The sequence below is a fragment of the Thioclava atlantica genome, assembly GCF_000737065.1.
Taxonomy (GTDB): domain Bacteria; phylum Pseudomonadota; class Alphaproteobacteria; order Rhodobacterales; family Rhodobacteraceae; genus Thioclava; species Thioclava atlantica.
In genome coordinates this window covers 95,814-113,579 of sequence record NZ_AQRC01000006.1, presented here as the reverse complement: position 1 = coordinate 113,579, position 17,766 = coordinate 95,814, and the positions used below count along the sequence as shown (strand labels likewise).

Below are 17,766 nucleotides of genomic sequence, written 5' to 3'. Positions count from 1 at the left end.
ACTCAACCCTTGTCGTCTTTTGTCTGGGTGAACCACGGTGTCGGGTCCATGGGCGTGCCGCCCTGTCTCAGTTCCAAATAAAGCGTCTCGCTCCGATCTGCACCAGCGCCATCTGCCGCAGCCTGCACGAATTCCTTGCCGAATTCCTTCGCACCCGGCTGAATTCCGCCCATCAGCCCGATCGGCGCGCCTTTCTGCAAGACGTCTCCCACTTCACCATAGACGGTCCCGAGCCCCGCAAGAACCAGAAGATATCCTTCGGCCGGTTCCAGCACCATCACATTTCCGTAGTCGAGCAGAGGGCCGCGATAGCGGACCGTCGCGGGCCAGGGCGTGGTCACGAGGGCTCCCGGTTCGGTCGCGATCACGAGGCCGGGGCGCTTGATGCCGGCCGCGTCTGTCTCGTCATAGCCGCGCAGGACAGAGCCGATCACCGGGAGTTTCAGCGTGCCTTTCGCGCTCGCGAAATCGAGCATCGGCGGGCCGATGTCGTTTTCGAGCCCGCTCAATCCGCTGGCAAAACCCTCGAGCGTGTCGGCGCTTTCCACGAGTTGCCGCAACTCTTCGGGCTCGCTGATATAGCGGCGCGGAAGCTTGTCACGCTCCGAAATCGCCTCCGAGAGCGCGGTGCGCGCCTTGGTGACCGACACCATTCCGCGTTCGAGCACTTCGCGCGCGTTCTCCTGCAATTTGCGCAGCGTGGCGATCTCCTCGAGCTGCTTGCCGAGCGATTGCGCCTCGTCCTGAAGCGCCGGCGCGACCGAGGACAGAACCATTCCGGACCGCGCCGAGCCCTCCGGCCCCGAAGGATGCAGCAGCAGGAGCGGCCCGTCCGATTGCTGCATCGTCGACATCACCGCGAGCAGCCCCCCGAGCTCCTCGCGCTTGGCGTCGAAGCCTTTCTTGATCTCGTTCTCGCGGATCGCCGCCCGGCGCAGACCGTCGCGCAGCGCAGTCAGACCGACCTCATAGGCCGAGATCGTCCGGGTCAGCGCCTTCACCCGGTCCTGTTCCGAGCGCGCGGCATCGAGCGCGTCGATCGACGCGCGCAACTCGTCGGCCGCCTGCATCGCCGTCTGCGGGGCCTTTTCCGCCCAGAGCGGGCCGGCGGAGATCAGGAGGGCTGCAAGCGCGGCACGGATCACGATACGATCAGGCTCTTTCCGGTCATCTCTTCCGGGATCGGAAGCTGCATGAGGTCGAGGATCGTCGGCGCAAGATCGGCCAGGCGGCCTTCGCGCAGATGCACGCCCTTCGGCCCGCCCACCAGCGCCACCGGCACGAGGTTCGTCGTATGCGCGGTATGCGGCCCGCCCGTTTCCGGGTCGATCATGGTTTCGCAATTGCCGTGATCGGCGGTGACGATCATCGTTCCGCCCGCCGTCTCGAGCGCCGCGATCACCTTGGCCATGTCCCGGTCGATCTCTTCGCAGGCAGCGATCGCCGCCTCGAGCGAGCCGGTATGGCCGACCATGTCGGGGTTTGCGTAATTCACCACGATCAGATCATAGCCGTTCTCGATCGCCGTGACGAATTTCTCGGTCACCTCCGGGGCGCTCATCTCAGGCTGCATGTCATAGGTCGCCACCTTGGGCGATTTCGGCATGTAGCGATCCTCGCCCTCCCAGGGCTCCTCCTTGCCGCCGTTGAGGAAGAAGGTGACATGGGGATATTTCTCGGTCTCGGCGAGGTGGTACTGGGTAAGTCCCTGTTTCGAAACCCATTCTCCCAGCGTGTTGACCAGTTCGCGCTTCGGATAGGCGGTTTTAATATAAGCGTTGTGGCTGCTGGAATACTCGACCATGCCCAGAAGCGCGGCCCAGTCGGGGCGCGGGCCGGTGTCGAATTCCGCGAAATCCGGTTCGCCGATGGCGCGCAGGATCTCGCGGGCGCGGTCGGCGCGGAAATTCAGGCAGAAGAAACCGTCGCCATCCTTCGCGCCGTCGTAACCGCCGATCACGGTGGGCTTGATGAACTCGTCCATCTCCTGCTTGGCGTAGCTCGCCTCGACCGCGGCGACGGGGGTGTCGGCCCCGGGGCCCTCCCCCTTGATCATCGCGTCATAGGCCAGCCCGACCCGCTCCCAGCGGTTGTCGCGGTCCATCGCGTAATACCGTCCGTCGACCGTGACCACGGTGCAGCCCGCGGGCAGCCGGTCGCAGAGATCCGCGACGAAGCGTTTCGCGCTGTCGGGGGCCACGTCGCGGCCGTCGGTGATCGCGTGGATGAGCACCGGAACGCCTGCCTCGGAGATCATCTTCGCGGCCGCCAGAAGGTGTTCGATATGGCCATGAACCCCGCCATCCGAGACGACGCCCATTAGATGCGCCCGGCCGCCCGAGGCTTTCAGCGTCTCGATGAAGTCCAGTATCGCCTTGTTCTCGAAGAAAGTCCCGTCCTCGATCGCGAGGTCGATCTGGCCGAGATCCATCGCCACCACCCGGCCCGCGCCGATATTGGTATGTCCCACCTCGGAATTGCCCATCTGGCCGCTCGGCAGGCCGACATCGGGGCCGAAGGTGATCAGCGTCGATTTCGTCGGGTTGTTCCAGATGTACTTGTCGAGGGTCGGGGTGTCGGCCAGCAGGGGGGCATTGCCCTCGCGCTCCTTTCGCTCACCAAAGCCATCGAGAATGCACAGGACGACGGGTTTCGGACGGGTCATGGCGGCCTCCTTGAGATCTGGGCCCTGTTTACGCCTCGCCCCGCGGCGCGGCAACCACCGGGGCCGTGATCAGGCTTGAAACATGATGCGATCGGCCTTGGATTCGTACCCGATGATTGGGGTCTGGCGGCTCTCGCGCAAAAGCGTGGCGAGCGCGTCATCGGGATTGCGCAGATAGTGGCGCCGCAGATCGAGGATCACCGCGCCCCCGCCCTTCAGCGCCTCGAGAAAAAGATCGAGGTAATCGCCGACAGGATAGTGGAAGCCGCAGGAGATCAGGCTGGTCACGAGATCGCCTTCGAGGTCGCGCAGTTTCTCGGGCTCGCGGAGCGGGTTGAGCGTCACCACCTCCGATGCGCCGTTCTCCTTCAGGAAATCCCGCGCCGCCGTCAGCGAGGCATAACCCGATCCCTCCTCGTTCCAGGCATGATACTGCTCGGGCGTCTCCTCGATGTCGATGAGCGTGACCTTGCAGCCGTAATCCTTGACCAGAAAGGCATCATTGAGCGCCTGACCGCAGCCGATATCGATCACATGGCGCGGTACGCGGCCGATATCGGTGAGCGTCTTGCGGAGCGGCAGATATTCGGTGAACACCTCGGCAAGGGTGCCGCGAAAGATCTCGTCGCCGCGGGCCCGGACCTCTTCGAGAAGACTGTCGCGATCGCCGGTTTCCCAGGCCTGGCGGGCGGTGGCACTGATCTGGCGGGTGCGCTGAAACCCCATCAGGGCGAGCGCGTCATCCGGGATCGAGCCCCGGGTGATCGCCATCTCGCGCAAACTCTGCATCGGCTGGATGCTGGTCAATGTGCCGCCCCTTTTTCCTGCGTTTACGAACCGGCGCCGAGGCGATTCCCGAATTCAGGCGCGGTGATACGGGGTGCCGGCGATGATCTGGCCGGCGCGATAGATCTGTTCGGCGAGCATCACCCGGGCGAGCATATGCGGCCAGACCATCTTGCCCAGGGAGATCGAGAACTCGGCCCGGTCGCGCAGCCCCGGTTCGATCCCATCCGCTCCGCCGATCACGAAGGTTATGTCGCGCGCGCCGTCGCGCCAGCCCTCGATCTTGCGGGCGAAATCCGGAGAGGAGATCAGGCTGCCGCGTTCGTCGAGCGTGACGATGACCGAACTGTCGGGGATGGCGCGGGCCAGAAGCTCGGCCTCGGCCCCCTGCCCCAATCCCTTCTTGTCCTCGACCTCGACGATGGAGGCGGGGCCGAGCCCGTAGGCCCGCCCGGTTTTCTCGAAACGGCTGAGATAGTCGTCGATCAGTTCGCGCTCGGGCCCCTTGCGCAGGCGGCCTACCGCGCAGATCGTGATCTTCATCGGCCGGGCGCCTCAGACAGGGGCGCCCGCGGGCATCCACATCTTCTCGAGCTGATAGAACTCGCGCACTTCGGGGCGGAAGACGTGAACGATCACGTCGGAGCTGTCGATCAGCACCCAGTCACCCTGATCCTTGCCCTCGATTTTGCAGACACGGTCGAAATCGTGCTTGAGACGCTCGGCGAGCTTTTCGGCGATGGCGCTGACCTGGCGCGAGCTGCGGCCCGAGCAGATCACCATGTAATCGCCGATCGAGGACCGACCGCGGAGGTCGATCGTCACGATGTCTTCGGCCTTGTCGTCTTCGAGGGAAGAAATGACGCGAGCGAGGATATCTTCGCTCGTAAAATCGGCATTGGCGACCTTCGTCGTCATGGCCGCCGCCCTTGTGCCGGCATCACTCGGCACGAGTGAAAGATGAGACAGGACATGGTCCTCCAGAGATTGAGCGCCGCCAAGACCCCGGCGCTGGGCGTATGTTTAAAGTAGCATCGCCCATTCCTGATTTCAATTTTCCTGGGGCGGTTTTTCGCCATCCCGTGCGACGGCGAGTTGCGACCCCTCGACGACACGCACTTCGCGCTGCGGGAACGGGATCGAGATGCCGTGTTCCTTGAACGTGTCCCAGAGCGCGAGAAAGACCGCGCCGCGGACATTGGTCAGCCCTTCGACCGGGTCGGTGATCCAGAACCGCAGGATGTAATCGACTGAACTGTCACCGAACCCGGTTATGTGGCAGACGGTGGGCCGGTTCCTCAGCACGCGGCCGACCGATTGCGCGGCCTCGATCGCGAGCTTGCGCACGAGATGCGGGTCGTCGTGATAGGAAACCCCGAAATTCAGGTCGATACGGACGAACTCGTCGGAATGGGACCAGTTGACCACCTGCCCCGTGATCAGATCCTCGTTCGGGATCAGATATTCCTTCCCGTCACGGGTGACGACCGAGACATAGCGCGCGCCGAGCGAATTGATCCAGCCGAAGGTCTCGCCGAGCGAGATCACGTCGCCGGGCTTGATCGACTTGTCCATCAGGATGATCACGCCCGAGACCAGGTTCGACACGACTTTCTGCAAGCCGAAGCCGAGGCCCACACCGATCGCGCCCGACAGCACGGCGAGCCCGGTGAGGTCGAATCCGACCGCCTTGATGCCGATGAAGATCGCCGCTCCGTAAAGGACGACCTGCATCACCTTGATGACCAGTTCCGCCATCGAGGGGCTGATATCCTCGTTCGTCCGGACCCGCACCGAAGTCTGTCCCGTGACGATCCGGGCCACCGACAGAAGGATCGTGGTGAGCACCAGGGCCTTGAGCAGCGCATAGGCGGTGATGCGGAACCCGCCCAGCTCGACCGCCGCGCCCTCGAGAATGCGCACCGTCTCGTCCCAGAAGCCAAGATAGTAGAGCGTCACCCAGATCCATGCCCCCCAGCGGACGGCGGCGCGCAGGATGCCGTTGCGGATGAACCGTGCAATGAGGCCGACCACGAGCCACGCGGTCACCAGCGTCGCTGCGAGAACGACGAGAAAACGCCACGAATAGAACCCCTTGACCGCATCGAGCATCAGCACCGACGCCCAGGCGAGCAACACGAACAGGATTCCGCGCACCCTCTGGCGCATCAGGATCACCCAGCGTTTCTGGCGGGTGGTGAGTTCGCGCCTGCGGGCCCAGTCGTCGATCTTCGGCGCAATCCACACGCGGCCGAAATGGGCGAGCGCGAAACAGATGGCGATGATCGCGAATTGCCACAGCCGCGAGGGCAGCATCATCGAGCGGAAGAAAATCTCGATCTGGCTCCAGATGGAGCCGAGGATCTTGAGCATATCGGCATTCGTGAAATCCATTCGCACAGGTTATCCCGCTTTGTGCGGCGCGCAAACGGTGACTCTTTCGATTGCCACAGGGACGGATTCGCCGTATTTACGCGGCCATGACGCGAATTTTCGACATGGATGACCGCGCCCGCCTGCGCGAGCGTTTCTACGGCGAGAGCCGTTCGGTGCTGGCCCGACTTTGATGCTCCGGCCCCGCAGGCTTCGGCCTGCGCTTCCCCATGTCCGAAATCCAGCTATCCAAGGAAAGTGAGAGCCATGTCCGCTCCGAAGACCCTCTATGACAAGATCTGGGACGCGCATGTCGTGTCCGAAGACGAAGACGGCACCTGCCTGCTCTATATCGACCGTCACCTGGTGCATGAAGTGACCTCGCCCCAGGCTTTCGAAGGTCTGCGCCTTGCCGGCCGCAAGGTGCGCGCGCCCGAGAAAACCATCGCCGTTCCGGATCACAACGTGCCGACGACGCTTGATCGCGCCAAGGGGATCGAGAACGAGGAATCCCGCATTCAGGTCGACGCGCTCGACAAGAACGCGAAGGATTTCGGTGTGAACTACTACCCGGTCTCGGACGTGCGCCAGGGCATCGTGCATATCGTCGGGCCCGAACAGGGCTGGACGCTGCCGGGCATGACCGTGGTCTGCGGTGACAGCCATACCGCGACGCATGGCGCCTTCGGTGCGCTGGCCCACGGCATCGGCACCTCCGAGGTCGAGCACGTTCTGGCCACGCAGACGCTGATCCAGAAGAAATCGAAGAACATGAAGGTCGAGATCACCGGCAAGCTGCGCCCGGGCGTCACCGCCAAGGACATCACCCTCTCGGTGATCGGTGCGACCGGAACCGCCGGCGGCACCGGCCATGTCATCGAATATTGCGGTGAGGCGATCCGTGACCTGTCGATGGAAGGCCGCATGACCGTCTGCAACATGGCGATCGAGGGCGGCGCGCGCGCAGGCCTCATCGCGCCGGACGAGACCACCTTCGAGTATATCAAGGGTCGCCCCCATGCGCCGAAAGGCGCGCAATGGGAAGCCGCGCTGAACTGGTGGAAGACGCTCTATACCGACGAGGGCGCGCATTTCGACAAGGTCGTCACCATCAAGGGCGAGGATATCGAGCCGGTCGTAACCTGGGGCACCTCGCCCGAGGACGTTCTGCCGATCTCGGGCGCCGTGCCCGCGCCGGCGGATTTCACCGGCGGCAAGGTCGAGGCGGCGAAGCGTTCGCTCGACTACATGGGTCTGGAGCCGGGCACCAAGCTGACGGACATCAAGATCGACGTGGTCTTCATCGGCTCGTGCACCAACGGCCGGATCGAGGATCTGCGCGCCGCCGCCGAGGTCGTCAAAGGCCGCAAGCTCGCCGATGGCGTCCGCGCGATGGTCGTGCCGGGCTCGGGCCTCGTGCGTGCGCAGGCCGAGGAAGAGGGTCTGGACAAGATCTTCCTCGACGCCGGTTTCGAATGGCGCATGGCGGGCTGCTCGATGTGCCTCGCGATGAACCCAGACCAGCTGGCTCCGGGCGAGCGCTGCGCCTCGACCTCGAACCGCAATTTCGAGGGCCGTCAGGGCTACAAGGGCCGCACCCATCTGATGAGCCCCGCGATGGCCGCCGCTGCCGCCGTCACCGGACATCTGACCGATGTGCGCGAGCTGATGGAACTGGAAGACGCGTAAGGAGCGACGAGAATGGAAAAGTTCGAAAAACTCACCGGCATCGCCGCCCCCATGCCGCTGGTCAATATCGACACCGATATGATCATCCCGAAAGGGTTCCTGAAGACGATCAAGCGCACCGGGCTCGGCATTCATGCCTTCGACGAGATGCGCTACGATCGCGAGGGCAACGAGAACCCCGATTTCGTGCTCAACAAGCCGCAATACCGCGAGACCCAGATCCTGATCGCGGGCGACAATTTCGGCTGCGGTTCCTCGCGCGAGCACGCGCCCTGGGCGCTGGCCGATTTCGGCATCAAGGCGATCGTCTCGACCTCGTTTGCCGATATCTTCTACAGCAACTGCTTCAAGAACGGGATGCTTCCGATCGTGCTGCCGCAGGATCAGGTCGATATCCTCATGAAGGATGCCGAGAAGGGCTCGAATGCGCGGATGACGGTGGATCTGGAAAATCAGACCATCACCACCTCCGAAGGCGAGGCGTTCGAGTTCGAGATCGACCCGTTCAAGAAGCACTGCCTGCTCGAGGGGCTCGACGATATCGGGCTGACGCTGGAGAAGGCGGCGGCGATCGACAGCTACGAGACGCAGCTGGCGCAAAGCCGGCCCTGGGTCTGATCGCCCTCACAACCCGTTTCGAGGCCGCCCTTCCGGGCGGCCTTTTCTCATCCGGGCCGGAACCCGGCCGCGGTTGCGGTGTTTGTCTTCTGACATATGCGAGATGCAGGAGGCGGGGGATGCAGGCCGCGACGCTCTTTTTCTTGACCGGGATCGTGATGATCCTGTTCGGCGTTCTGGCCCTGGCCAATCCCTTCGCCGCCTCGCTTGCGGTGACCACCTTCATCGGTGCGCTTTTTCTGATCGGCGGGATCGTTCAGGCCTGGCTGACCTTTCAGGACCGCGACGGCGCGCATCGGCTCTGGCACGGCGTCGTCGCCCTGCTCAATATCGTCGTGGGGGTCTGGCTGGTGGCCAATCCGCTGGCCGGAACGCTCTCGCTCGCGGCGGTCGTGGGGGGGCTGTTCCTGATCATGGGCACGCTGCGGCTGATGATCGGCTTTCAACTCGCCGCGGGTCAGCTCCGATTGTTGCTATGGCTCACCGGGGCGGCCTCGATTCTGATCGGTATCCTCGTTTTCTCCGATTTCGAGAAGGCCGGAAGCGCCTTGCTCGGTCTTTTGCTGGGGATTCAGCTCCTTGCGGACGGAATCGGCCTCGTCGCGCTCGGCTTCGCGGCGCGCCGCAAATGAAGGGGTTGAGGACGCGATTTCGCGCACCACAAGATTTGGTGCAGATGTCTAGGGCGCCACAATTTTGCTATCTTATTGATGCAAAGCCGCACCAGTTCTTCCCCCAAAACGCCGGAAACGAACTGTTAAGTTTAATGAAAGATTGCCAAAGGTTGGGGACAGAGGCAGTTTGTCCCCAAAAAAAGGCAAGCCGTCGCGCTCCGAGGAGAGATGCGCGGAGAAATGGTTCGGCAATGCATCGAATCGTGCCGGTTTGAGGGGGTAAGGATAGTGGTTTCACGTCTGACTGGGGCGCTCATTCGCGCCATTCTCGTTGCTATTGCGATCGCAACGCCGGCAATGGCGCTGCCCGATACAACGAACGACACCACGCAGATCGTGGCCCTCGTCGCGCTTTTCGGGGCGACGCTCACGCTGTTCGAATATGCGGCGGTCTATCCTGGCCTGATCGAGTTTCGTGACGCACCGCCCTTCAACCGGATCCGCTTCGTCTCGCTCTATGCGACGGTCGTCCTGTTGACGATGGTCGTGCTGTCCGAGACCCACCCGACGACACTGACGCGATTTATCGAAGCGATCGGCTCGACGGTCGCGAGCTCGATCGACGTCCCCTACAGCCCGGTCCGCCTGCTTCAGCTCACCCTGCCCTCGAATGCGAGCGCCGCGCAGCTCGAACTCGTGCGGACGGCCGCCGGCATGGCCTATTTGATCTCGCTCTTCAGTCTCGGATATTTCGTCATCGTTCTGCGGGTGATCGGCTGGCCGCATGCGCAAACGCAGTTCAATGTCTGGGTGAACCTGCCCACCTTCGACCCGACGGCGGGCGGCGATGTCGTCGATCACCTGCGCCGCGACGCGTGGTTCAACCTCGCGCTTGGCTTCCTTCTGCCCTTCCTCATTCCGGCGGTGCTCAAGCTCGTCGCCTCGAGCTTCATGCTCGTGACGATGCAGAGCGCACATACGCTGATCTGGATGGTGACCGCATGGGCGTTCCTGCCCGCCAGCCTGTTCATGCGCGGGATCGCCCTTGGCCGGATTGCCCACATGATCGAGGAAAAGCGCAGGCTTCAGGAGACCGGCGGCTACGTCGCGGCCTGATCGCCGGGGCGTAACCCTCACCGCAGTCTTTCCGACCCGACAATGACGCGCCGCCTCCCTCCGGAGCGGCGCGTTTCTCGTCACAGGCTGGTCTGCGTGGACATCGTCCCGCCGGGATTGGGAACGACTTTCATGCCGCGCAGATAGAGATGCTCGAACACGATCCGGTCGAGCGTCTTGATCTTGAAGTCGGGAAAACGCGCCCGGAACTCCGCCCCGTCGATCTCGTGCGGCATGTCGTAGAGATAGCGCATCTCGCGCAGTTCCCGCGCGAGTTCCCAGAAGGGAGAGGCCAGCGAAAGCATCGTCCACGGAAAGCGTTTGATCGCGATCTTGCGGCCGAGTTGCGAGGCCAGCTCATCGGCCAGTTCGCGCGCCGAGAAGGTGGTGCCCGGAAACGCCAGATCGACAAGGCCCGGCGCGGTGTCGCAGGTTTCCGCGAGCCGCACCGCAACCTGGGACATGTCGGAAAGATCGGCATAGGCGCGCCGCGCATCGGGCTTGCCCATCGCGGTGATCCGGCCCTTGCGCAGATCCTTCAGCATCACCTGATTGAGGATCGTCTCGGGAGCTTCGGCATGGATGAAATCGCCGCCGCGCAGGATCACCACCGAATGGCCCTCCGCGGCGAAATCGCGATACCGCTCCTCCATCTCGGCGCGGATGCGGCCCTTGCGGGTGCAGGCGTGATGCGGGGTGTCGGAGCGCCAGGGCGAGGGTTCGCGGCCGTAGACATAGACATTGCCCGGCACCAGCACAGAAGCGCCGCTGTCGCGCGCGGCGGCAAGCACCTGGGTCGTGATGGCCGGGATCTGGGTGTCCCAGTCGTGATAGCGTGGCGGGTTCATCGCGTTCACGATCCAGCGCGCGCCCCGCGCCGCCACCGCCATGTCGGTGCCGCGGTGATAGCGGTCCACGTTCCAGCCAGCCGCGCGGAAGGCCCGCGCCGCGGCCGAGCCGAATAATCCGCCCATTCCCAGGATCAGCACCCTGCGATTCATATCCGGCCTCGTTTCATTACCTGCTCGTTTCGCCCCAACATGCGCCTATCGGCGCCAAAGCGCCACATCTGCGGGCTCGGATCCGCAAAAGCCCGCCGAAACTTCGGCAAGCCTCTGCCGATTGCCCGGACACGGTTTCGCGACCCGTGCCGCTTGACCAAGGGGCGGGCAGGGGCTACGCCGCTTTTGACCCTATTTTTCCGGGAGATCCGCATATGTCAAACCCCTCCATCCTCATCCTCCCCGGCGACGGGATCGGCCCCGAAGTCATGACCGAGGTCCGCAAGATCATCGACTGGTTCGGCGCGAAGCGTGACCTGGCTTTCGACGTCTCCGAAGACCTCGTCGGGGGCGCAGCCTATGACAAGCACGGCGTGCCGCTGGCCGATGAGACGATGGCGAAGGCGCAGGAGGTGGACGCGGTTCTCCTCGGTGCCGTGGGTGGTCCGAAATACGACGTTCTGGACTTCTCGGTGAAGCCGGAACGCGGCTTGCTGCGTCTGCGCAAGGAAATGGACCTGTTCGCGAACCTGCGCCCGGCGCAATGTTTCGACGCGCTGGCCGATTTCTCCTCGCTCAAGAAGGATGTCGTGGCCGGGCTCGACATCATGATCGTGCGCGAACTGACCTCGGGCGTCTATTTCGGCGAACCGCGCGGCATCTTCGAAGAGGGCAACGAGCGCGTGGGCATCAACACGCAGCGCTACACCGAGTCCGAGATCGAGCGCGTCGCGCGCGCCGCCTTCGAACTGGCGATGAAGCGCAACAAGAAACTCTGCTCGATGGAAAAGGCCAATGTGATGGAGTCGGGCATCCTGTGGCGCGAGGTGGTGACCCGCGTCGGCGAGGATTACCCGGACGTCGAGCTGAGCCACATGTATGCCGATAACGGCGCGATGCAGCTGGTGCGCTGGCCCAAGCAGTTCGACGTGATCGTGACCGACAACCTGTTCGGCGACATCCTCTCGGATTGCGCGGCGATGCTGACCGGTTCGCTCGGGATGCTGCCCTCGGCCAGCCTCGGCGCGCCGATGGAGAACGGCCGCCCGAAGGCGCTCTACGAGCCGGTGCACGGCTCGGCGCCCGATATCGCGGGGCAGGGCAAGGCGAACCCGATCGCCTGCATCCTGAGCTTCGCGATGGCGCTGCGCTACAGCTTCGATCAGGGCGCCGAGGCGGACCGTCTCGAGGCCGCCGTGCAAACCGTGCTCGCCGACGGCGTGCGCACCGCGGACCTGATGGGCCCCGAGGGCGGTGTCCCGGTCTCGACCGCGGAGATGGGCGACAAGATCGTGGCGGCGCTCGACGCCTCGCTCTGATCGGACCGACAGCCGTTTTGAGAGGGCGCGGGCGAAAGCTCGCGCCCGTTTCGTTGGGCAGTCATTGCGGGGTTGCAACCCGCCGTTATCCGCAGAAGATGTGAGCGGTAACGGAAGAGGCGCGCAATGGCGGACATGCAGGCGAAATCGAACGGGAAGGGGGCGGCGCTCGGCCTGACCTCGATGGCGATCTTCGCCACCCATGACGTCATCATCAAGCATCTCGGCCAGACCTATTCCCCGGTCGAGATCGTGTTCTTCGCGGCTCTGCTGAGCTTTCCTCTGCTGTCGATCATCCTGCTTAACGACAAGCGCGAGGGCAGCCTGCGCCCGATCCATCCCGGCTGGGTCGCCCTGCGGGTGGCCTGCACGGTGGTCACCGGGCTTTGCGCCTTCTACGCCTTCTCGACCTTGCCGCTGGCGCAGGTCTACCCGCTGCTCTTCGCGATGCCGCTCTTGATCACGGTGCTGTCGATCCCCTTCCTCGGCGAAAAGGTGGGGATCCATCGCTGGGCGGCGGTCATCGTCGGCCTGATCGGCGTGGTGATCGTGGTACGCCCCGGGCAGGCGGATCTGCAACTTGGTCATTTCGCGGCTATGACCGCGGCGGTCTGCGGGGCGATGGCCTCGATCATCGTGCGCAAGATCGGCGGCGAGGAACGCTCGGTCGTGTTGCTGCTCTCGCCGCTTCTGGGCAACGTGCTGGTGATGGGGGCGTCGCTGCCCTTCGTCTGGGTGCCGCTGCAATTGCCCGATCTCGGGCTTCTTGCGGTGATCGCGGTCTTCGGTCTGACCGGTTCTTTCCTGCAGATCCTGGCGTATCGCGCGGGCGAGGCGGCGATCGTCGCGCCGATGCAATACTCGCAGATCCTCTGGGCGATTTTCTACGGTTGGGTCATCTTCAAGGAGCGGGTCGATGCGCCGACGCTGATCGGGGCGGGCGTGGTGATTTTCTCCGGTCTCTACATCGTCTTCCGCGAAGCGCGGGCGAACGTGTCGCAATACCAGCCGGTGCTGCGGACGCGCGGGCGTACCGAAACCGCGACCGCGCCGCGCGCCTCGCTTCTGGGCCGTGCGATGGGCCTTCGGGGACGGAATGCCAGAAGCTGACCGAGACCCCTTGCAAAAGCTTGCACGAGGCGCTAATTCCCCGCCCACGGTCGGAGCGTAGCGCAGCCTGGTAGCGCACCTGCTTCGGGAGCAGGGGGTCGGAGGTTCGAATCCTCTCGCTCCGACCATTTCCCGAAATCTTGCTCAAATTCAGCTCTTGAGGCGACGCATCTGGCGTTTCGGCCCCAGCTTTGGCACAAAGCGCCAACAGTACAGGACGGGCAAGGAACCAATGCAGGTCGAGCATACCCCCCTCAACGGCGTTCTGGTCATCACCCCGAAGCGATTCGGCGACCATCGCGGATTCTTCTCCGAAAGCTATTCGGCGCAGCGCTTTGCCGAGGCCGGGATCGCGATCGGTTTCGTGCAGGACAACCATTCGCTGTCCCAGGCTGCGGGCACGGTGCGCGGTCTGCATTTCCAGGCGCCGCCCCATGCGCAGGCGAAACTCGTGCGTTGCGGGCGCGGGCGCCTTTGGGATGTCGCGGTCGATATCCGCCGCGGCAGCCCGACCTACGGGCAATGGTTCGGCACCGAGCTGAGCTTCGAGAACGGCAAGCAGATGCTGATCCCGGCAGGCTTCGCGCATGGGTTCGTCACGCTCGAGCCGGGCACCGAGATCGTCTACAAATGCTCGGATTACTACGCGCCCGATTGCGAGGGCGCGCTCCGCTGGGACGACGCGGATCTGGGCATCGACTGGCCGATTTCGGCAGGAACAGAGCCTGTTCTCTCGGCCAAGGATGCCGAGGCTCCGGGTTTCGCGGCGCTGAACTCGCCGTTTTCATGGGAGGGCTGAGATGAAAATCCTCGTCACCGGCGGCGCCGGCTTCATCGGATCCGCGGTCGTCCGGCTCGCGATCTCCCGCGGCCATGAGGTGGTCAATCTCGACGCGCTGACCTATGCGGCCTGCCTCGAGAATGTCGCGCCTGTCGCCGACAGCCCGCTTTATGCCTTCGAGAAAGCCGATATCCGCGACCCGGACGCGCTGGCGTCGGTCTTCGCGCGCCACAAGCCCGATGCGGTGATGCATCTCGCGGCCGAAAGCCATGTCGACCGCTCGATCGACGGGCCCGGTGCCTTCATCGAGACCAACGTGATGGGCACCTACAATATGCTGCAGGCGGCGCGCGCCTATTGGGAGGCCGAGGGTCGACCCGAGAGCTTCCGCTTCCACCACATCTCGACCGACGAGGTCTATGGCACGCTCGGGGCCACGGGTCAGTTCACCGAAGAGACGCCTTACGCGCCGAACAGTCCCTATTCTGCCTCGAAAGCGGGGTCGGATCATCTGGTGCGGGCCTGGCACGAGACCTACGGGCTGCCGGTAATTCTGACCAATTGCTCGAACAATTACGGTCCTTATCATTTCCCCGAAAAGCTGATCCCGGTGATCATCCTCAACGCGCTCGCGGGCAAGCCGCTGCCGATCTATGGCGATGGCTCGAATGTGCGCGACTGGCTATATGTGGAGGATCACGCAGACGCGCTGCTCCTCGTGCTGGAAAAGGGCGCGGTGGGGCGCAGCTACAATATCGGCGGCGAGAACGAGCGGGCGAATCTCGAACTGGTGCGTACGATCTGCGCCATTCTCGACCGGTTGCGCCCGGGCGACAAACCTTATGCGGATCTCATCACCTTCGTACCCGACCGCCCCGGCCACGACGCTCGCTATGCGATCGACCCGACCCGGATCCGCACCGAGTTGGGCTGGCGGCCGAGCGTGACCGTCGAGGAAGGGCTGGAACGCACCGTGCGCTGGTATCTCGAGAACGAGGCTTGGTGGCGCCCGCTCCAGACGCGGCAGGGCGTGGGGGAAAGGCTGGGGAAGGCATGATCCTCGTCTTCGGAGAAAGCGGCCAGGTCGCGCGCGAATTGCAGCGACTTGCGCCGGATGCACGCTTTTTGGGCCGGAACAGGGTCGATCTGAGTGATCCCGAGGCCGCCGCTGAGGCAATTCGCGAGATGCGCCCCACCGCCGTGATCAATGCCGCGGCCTATACCGCCGTCGACAAGGCCGAGGAGGAAGAGCCGCTCGCGCTCAAGATCAATGGCGAGGCGCCTGCCGCGATGGCCGGAGCCTGTGCCGAGCTGGGCATCCCGCTGGTGCATATCGCGACCGATTACGTCTTCGACGGCTCGGGCGAGGCGCCGTTTTCGCCCGCCGACCCGACCGCGCCGCTCGGGGCCTATGGCCGCACGAAGCTTGCGGGCGAGGCGGGCATCCGCGCGGCAGGCTGCACCCATGCCATCCTGCGCACGAGCTGGGTCTTCTCGGCGCATGGGGCGAATTTCGTCAAGACGATGCTGCGGCTCTCGGAGACCCGCGACCGGTTGCGGATCGTGGCCGATCAGATCGGTGGGCCGACGCCCGCGCGCGCGATCGCGCAGGCCTGCCTGACGATTGCCGACGCCCTGCAGCGGACCCCGGACCTGTCGGGCATTTACCATTTCTCAGGCGCGCCCGATGTAAGCTGGGCCGGGTTCGCGCGCGAGATCTTCGCACAGGCCGCGCGCGATGTCGCGGTGGAGGAGATCCCGAGCTCGGACTATCCGACGCCCGCGCGCCGGCCGCTCAATTCGCGCCTCGACTGCAGCGCGCTCGCGGCGTTTGATCTGGAGCGGCCCGACTGGCGGGCCGACCTGACCGATGTTCTCAAGGAGCTTGGAGCAGCATGACACGCAAGGGCATCATTCTGGCGGGCGGTTCGGGCACGCGGCTCTACCCGATCACTCTGGGCGTCTCGAAACAGCTTCTGCCGGTCTATGACAAGCCGATGATCTACTATCCGCTGACCACGCTGATGCTGGTCGGCATCCGCGAGATCGCGGTGATCACCACGCCGCAGGACCAGGAGCAGTTCAAGCGCGTGCTTGGCGATGGCAGCCAATGGGGCGTCTCGCTGACCTATATCACCCAGCCCTCTCCGGACGGGCTCGCGCAGGCCTATCTTCTGGCCGAAAGCTTCCTGGGCGACAGCCCGTCGGCAATGGTTCTGGGCGACAATATCTTCTTCGGGGCGGGTCTTCAGACGGTTCTCAAAGAAGCCGATGCGACAGCCACGGGCGGCACGGTTTTCGGCTACCGGGTCGCCGATCCGGAGCGCTATGGCGTCGTCGATTTCGACGCCGCGGGCCGGGTGCGCGCGATCATCGAGAAACCCGAGGTCCCGCCCTCGCAATATGCGGTGACCGGGCTCTATTTCCTCGATGCGACGGCGCCCGAGCGGGCGAAGACGATCACGCCGTCTGCACGCGGCGAGCTCGAGATCACCTCGCTTCTGGAAAGCTACCTGCATGACGAGGCGCTTTCGGTGAAGCAGATGGGCCGCGGTTTCGCCTGGCTCGACACCGGCACCCATGCAAGCCTGCTCGATGCGGGGAATTTCGTGCGCACGCTCGAGGAGCGGCAGGGCCTGCAAAGCGGCTCGCCCGACGAGGTCGCGTTCGAGAAGGGATGGATCAGCGCCGGGGATCTGGCCGAGCGGGCGAAGAAATTCGGCAAGAACAGCTATGGCGCCTATCTGAGCCGTCTGATCGGCTAGGCCGGAAAAATGGCGCGCGTCACGATCCTGATGGCGATCTGTCGCCCCGGACCGGAGCTCGCCGAGCAACTCGCAAGTCTTGCCGCTCAGACTCATCGCGACTGGCGACTGATCGTCAGCGACGACGGCTCTGACGCCGCGGCGCGCGATCTGCTCGCCGATTTCGCAACGACCGGGCATGACGTCGCGGTTTTCGACGGGCCGCGCCGGGGGGCGGGAGCGAATTTCCATTCGCTCCTTCTCCGAGCACGGGAGTTGGGCGCACAAGGCTATCTGGCATTCAGCGATCAGGACGATGTCTGGCTGCCGGAAAAGCTCGAACGCGCGGTGGCGGCGTTGGACGGGCAGGGCGGTCCGGCGCTCTATTGCAGCCGAACCTTCGTGACCCGCGCCGATCTGTCCGATCCCCGGCCCTCAGCGCCGCGCCCGCGACCCCTGGGGTTTCGCAATGCGTTGGTGCAAAACGTCGCCGCCGGCAACACGATCGTTCTCAACCCCGCTTCCGCGGCGCTTGTCGTCGAGGCCGCCGCGGAGAGCGAAGCGATCCACAAGCATGACTGGTGGATCTACCAGCTACTGTCCGGGATCGGCGCGACGCTCATCCATGACGACAGGCCTTCGCTCTATTACCGCCAGCACGCGGGCAATGCGGAAGGAGCGAACCTGTCGCTCGGCGCGAAACTCGACCGGCTGCGCAGGCTGCGGCGGGGCGAATGGCGCGACTGGACGGGGCGGGCGCTGGCGGCCCTCGAACCCGCGCGCCATCGGATGACGCCGGAGAACCGTGCGCTTCTCGATGCGTTCGTCGCGATGCGCGATGCGCCTTTGCCGGGTCGCCTGACGCAATTCGCCCGGCTCAGGCTCTATCGCCAAAGCCGGGCGGGCACGGTTGCGCTCTGGATCGCGACGCTGTTTCGGCTGATATAGGG

Annotated in this window: 18 protein-coding genes and 1 tRNA gene; 12 read left to right on the top strand and 7 right to left on the bottom strand. The window is 64.4% G+C overall.

Translation table 11 applies throughout. From position 1 onward, the window contains the following. Positions 1 to 2: 2 nt before the first annotated feature. The 6 genes from DW2_RS09255 to DW2_RS09230 all read right to left on the bottom strand — a co-directional run bounded on the left by DW2_RS09255 (position 3) and on the right by DW2_RS09230 (position 5,845). A complete protein-coding gene (locus tag DW2_RS09255; RefSeq protein ID WP_038145673.1) occupies positions 3 to 1,145 on the bottom strand; it encodes a murein hydrolase activator EnvC family protein in 1,143 nt (380 codons plus the stop codon). Beyond that, complete coding sequence (gene gpmI / locus DW2_RS09250) at positions 1,142 to 2,665, bottom strand: 2,3-bisphosphoglycerate-independent phosphoglycerate mutase (RefSeq protein WP_038145671.1); 1,524 nt, start codon at positions 2,663 to 2,665, stop codon at positions 1,142 to 1,144. The genes DW2_RS09255 and gpmI overlap by 4 nt, the downstream gene beginning before the upstream one ends. Positions 2,666 to 2,734: 69 nt before the next feature. Then, a complete protein-coding gene (locus tag DW2_RS09245) occupies positions 2,735 to 3,472 on the bottom strand; it encodes a class I SAM-dependent methyltransferase (RefSeq protein WP_156102932.1) in 738 nt (245 codons plus the stop codon). A 54-nt stretch (positions 3,473 to 3,526) separates the two neighbouring features. After that, positions 3,527 to 3,994, bottom strand: a complete 468-nt coding sequence (gene rlmH, locus DW2_RS09240) for a 23S rRNA (pseudouridine(1915)-N(3))-methyltransferase RlmH (protein ID WP_038145668.1) — start codon at positions 3,992 to 3,994, stop codon at positions 3,527 to 3,529. 12 nt (positions 3,995 to 4,006) lie between these two features. Beyond that, the gene (gene rsfS, locus DW2_RS09235) at positions 4,007 to 4,369 is read right to left on the bottom strand and encodes a ribosome silencing factor (protein WP_038145666.1); all 363 of its coding nucleotides are present in this window, start codon (positions 4,367 to 4,369) and stop codon (positions 4,007 to 4,009) included. Positions 4,370 to 4,501: 132 nt separating this feature from the next. Beyond that, positions 4,502 to 5,845 (bottom strand): mechanosensitive ion channel family protein, encoded by a 1,344-nt coding sequence (locus DW2_RS09230; protein WP_038145664.1) that lies wholly within the window; start codon positions 5,843 to 5,845, stop codon positions 4,502 to 4,504. Between the two features lie 246 nt (positions 5,846 to 6,091). Between DW2_RS09230 and leuC the strand changes: the two genes are divergently transcribed. The 4 genes from leuC (at position 6,092) to DW2_RS09210 (ending at position 9,861) form a co-directional block, all read left to right on the top strand. After that, positions 6,092 to 7,513, top strand: coding sequence for a 3-isopropylmalate dehydratase large subunit (gene leuC / locus DW2_RS09225; RefSeq protein ID WP_038145662.1), 1,422 nt, complete (start codon positions 6,092 to 6,094; stop codon positions 7,511 to 7,513). A gap of 12 nt (positions 7,514 to 7,525) precedes the next feature. After that, on the top strand, positions 7,526 to 8,131 hold the full coding sequence (gene leuD, locus DW2_RS09220) for a 3-isopropylmalate dehydratase small subunit (protein WP_038145659.1): 606 nt from the start codon (positions 7,526 to 7,528) through the stop codon (positions 8,129 to 8,131). Between the two features lie 119 nt (positions 8,132 to 8,250). After that, positions 8,251 to 8,763 (top strand): HdeD family acid-resistance protein, encoded by a 513-nt coding sequence (locus DW2_RS09215; RefSeq protein ID WP_038145656.1) that lies wholly within the window; start codon positions 8,251 to 8,253, stop codon positions 8,761 to 8,763. A gap of 339 nt (positions 8,764 to 9,102) precedes the next feature. After that, positions 9,103 to 9,861, top strand: a complete 759-nt coding sequence (locus tag DW2_RS09210; protein ID WP_337588241.1) for a hypothetical protein — start codon at positions 9,103 to 9,105, stop codon at positions 9,859 to 9,861. Between the two features lie 80 nt (positions 9,862 to 9,941). Here the strand turns inward: DW2_RS09210 and DW2_RS09205 are convergent, their stop codons facing one another. Continuing rightward, complete coding sequence (locus tag DW2_RS09205) at positions 9,942 to 10,862, bottom strand: Rossmann-fold NAD(P)-binding domain-containing protein (protein ID WP_051855767.1); 921 nt, start codon at positions 10,860 to 10,862, stop codon at positions 9,942 to 9,944. A 215-nt stretch (positions 10,863 to 11,077) separates the two neighbouring features. Here DW2_RS09205 and leuB point away from each other — a divergent pair, with 215 nt between their 5' ends. From leuB to DW2_RS09165, 8 genes are all read left to right on the top strand, one after another. Next, complete coding sequence (gene leuB / locus DW2_RS09200) at positions 11,078 to 12,181, top strand: 3-isopropylmalate dehydrogenase (RefSeq protein WP_038145654.1); 1,104 nt, start codon at positions 11,078 to 11,080, stop codon at positions 12,179 to 12,181. Positions 12,182 to 12,316: 135 nt separating this feature from the next. Beyond that, positions 12,317 to 13,291 carry a DMT family transporter gene (locus tag DW2_RS09195; protein ID WP_038145896.1) on the top strand — a complete coding sequence of 325 codons (975 nt, stop codon included), beginning with the start codon at positions 12,317 to 12,319 and terminating at the stop codon, positions 13,289 to 13,291. 51 nt (positions 13,292 to 13,342) lie between these two features. After that, positions 13,343 to 13,419, top strand: a tRNA-Pro gene (locus DW2_RS09190). Positions 13,420 to 13,523: 104 nt separating this feature from the next. Further along, a complete protein-coding gene (gene rfbC, locus DW2_RS09185) occupies positions 13,524 to 14,090 on the top strand; it encodes a dTDP-4-dehydrorhamnose 3,5-epimerase (RefSeq protein ID WP_038145651.1) in 567 nt (188 codons plus the stop codon). A gap of 1 nt (position 14,091) precedes the next feature. After that, entirely contained in the window at positions 14,092 to 15,129 is a 1,038-nt protein-coding gene (gene rfbB / locus DW2_RS09180) for a dTDP-glucose 4,6-dehydratase (RefSeq protein ID WP_038145649.1), read from the top strand. Beyond that, positions 15,126 to 15,971, top strand: a complete 846-nt coding sequence (gene rfbD, locus DW2_RS09175) for a dTDP-4-dehydrorhamnose reductase (protein ID WP_038145647.1) — start codon at positions 15,126 to 15,128, stop codon at positions 15,969 to 15,971. The genes rfbB and rfbD overlap by 4 nt, the downstream gene beginning before the upstream one ends. Next, on the top strand, positions 15,968 to 16,837 hold the full coding sequence (rfbA, locus tag DW2_RS09170; RefSeq protein ID WP_038145646.1) for a glucose-1-phosphate thymidylyltransferase RfbA: 870 nt from the start codon (positions 15,968 to 15,970) through the stop codon (positions 16,835 to 16,837). Before rfbD ends, rfbA begins: the two co-directional genes overlap by 4 nt. Before the next feature lie 9 nt (positions 16,838 to 16,846). Beyond that, positions 16,847 to 17,764 carry a glycosyltransferase gene (locus DW2_RS09165; protein WP_038145645.1) on the top strand — a complete coding sequence of 306 codons (918 nt, stop codon included), beginning with the start codon at positions 16,847 to 16,849 and terminating at the stop codon, positions 17,762 to 17,764. The last annotated feature ends 2 nt before the right edge of the window (positions 17,765 to 17,766 follow it).

Coding starts and splice junctions, on each gene's coding strand:
- gpmI (WP_038145671.1), bottom strand. CDS start 2,665: ATGACCCGTCCGAAACCCGTCGTCCTGTGCATTCTCGATGGCTTTGGT.
- rlmH (WP_038145668.1), bottom strand. CDS start 3,994: ATGAAGATCACGATCTGCGCGGTAGGCCGCCTGCGCAAGGGGCCCGAG.
- rsfS (WP_038145666.1), bottom strand. CDS start 4,369: ATGACGACGAAGGTCGCCAATGCCGATTTTACGAGCGAAGATATCCTC.
- DW2_RS09230 (WP_038145664.1), bottom strand. CDS start 5,845: ATGGATTTCACGAATGCCGATATGCTCAAGATCCTCGGCTCCATCTGG.
- leuC (WP_038145662.1), top strand. CDS start 6,092: ATGTCCGCTCCGAAGACCCTCTATGACAAGATCTGGGACGCGCATGTC.
- leuD (WP_038145659.1), top strand. CDS start 7,526: ATGGAAAAGTTCGAAAAACTCACCGGCATCGCCGCCCCCATGCCGCTG.
- DW2_RS09215 (WP_038145656.1), top strand. CDS start 8,251: ATGCAGGCCGCGACGCTCTTTTTCTTGACCGGGATCGTGATGATCCTG.
- DW2_RS09210 (WP_337588241.1), top strand. CDS start 9,103: ATGGCGCTGCCCGATACAACGAACGACACCACGCAGATCGTGGCCCTC.
- DW2_RS09205 (WP_051855767.1), bottom strand. CDS start 10,862: ATGAATCGCAGGGTGCTGATCCTGGGAATGGGCGGATTATTCGGCTCG.
- leuB (WP_038145654.1), top strand. CDS start 11,078: ATGTCAAACCCCTCCATCCTCATCCTCCCCGGCGACGGGATCGGCCCC.
- DW2_RS09195 (WP_038145896.1), top strand. CDS start 12,317: ATGCAGGCGAAATCGAACGGGAAGGGGGCGGCGCTCGGCCTGACCTCG.
- rfbC (WP_038145651.1), top strand. CDS start 13,524: ATGCAGGTCGAGCATACCCCCCTCAACGGCGTTCTGGTCATCACCCCG.
- rfbB (WP_038145649.1), top strand. CDS start 14,092: ATGAAAATCCTCGTCACCGGCGGCGCCGGCTTCATCGGATCCGCGGTC.
- rfbD (WP_038145647.1), top strand. CDS start 15,126: ATGATCCTCGTCTTCGGAGAAAGCGGCCAGGTCGCGCGCGAATTGCAG.
- rfbA (WP_038145646.1), top strand. CDS start 15,968: ATGACACGCAAGGGCATCATTCTGGCGGGCGGTTCGGGCACGCGGCTC.
- DW2_RS09165 (WP_038145645.1), top strand. CDS start 16,847: ATGGCGCGCGTCACGATCCTGATGGCGATCTGTCGCCCCGGACCGGAG.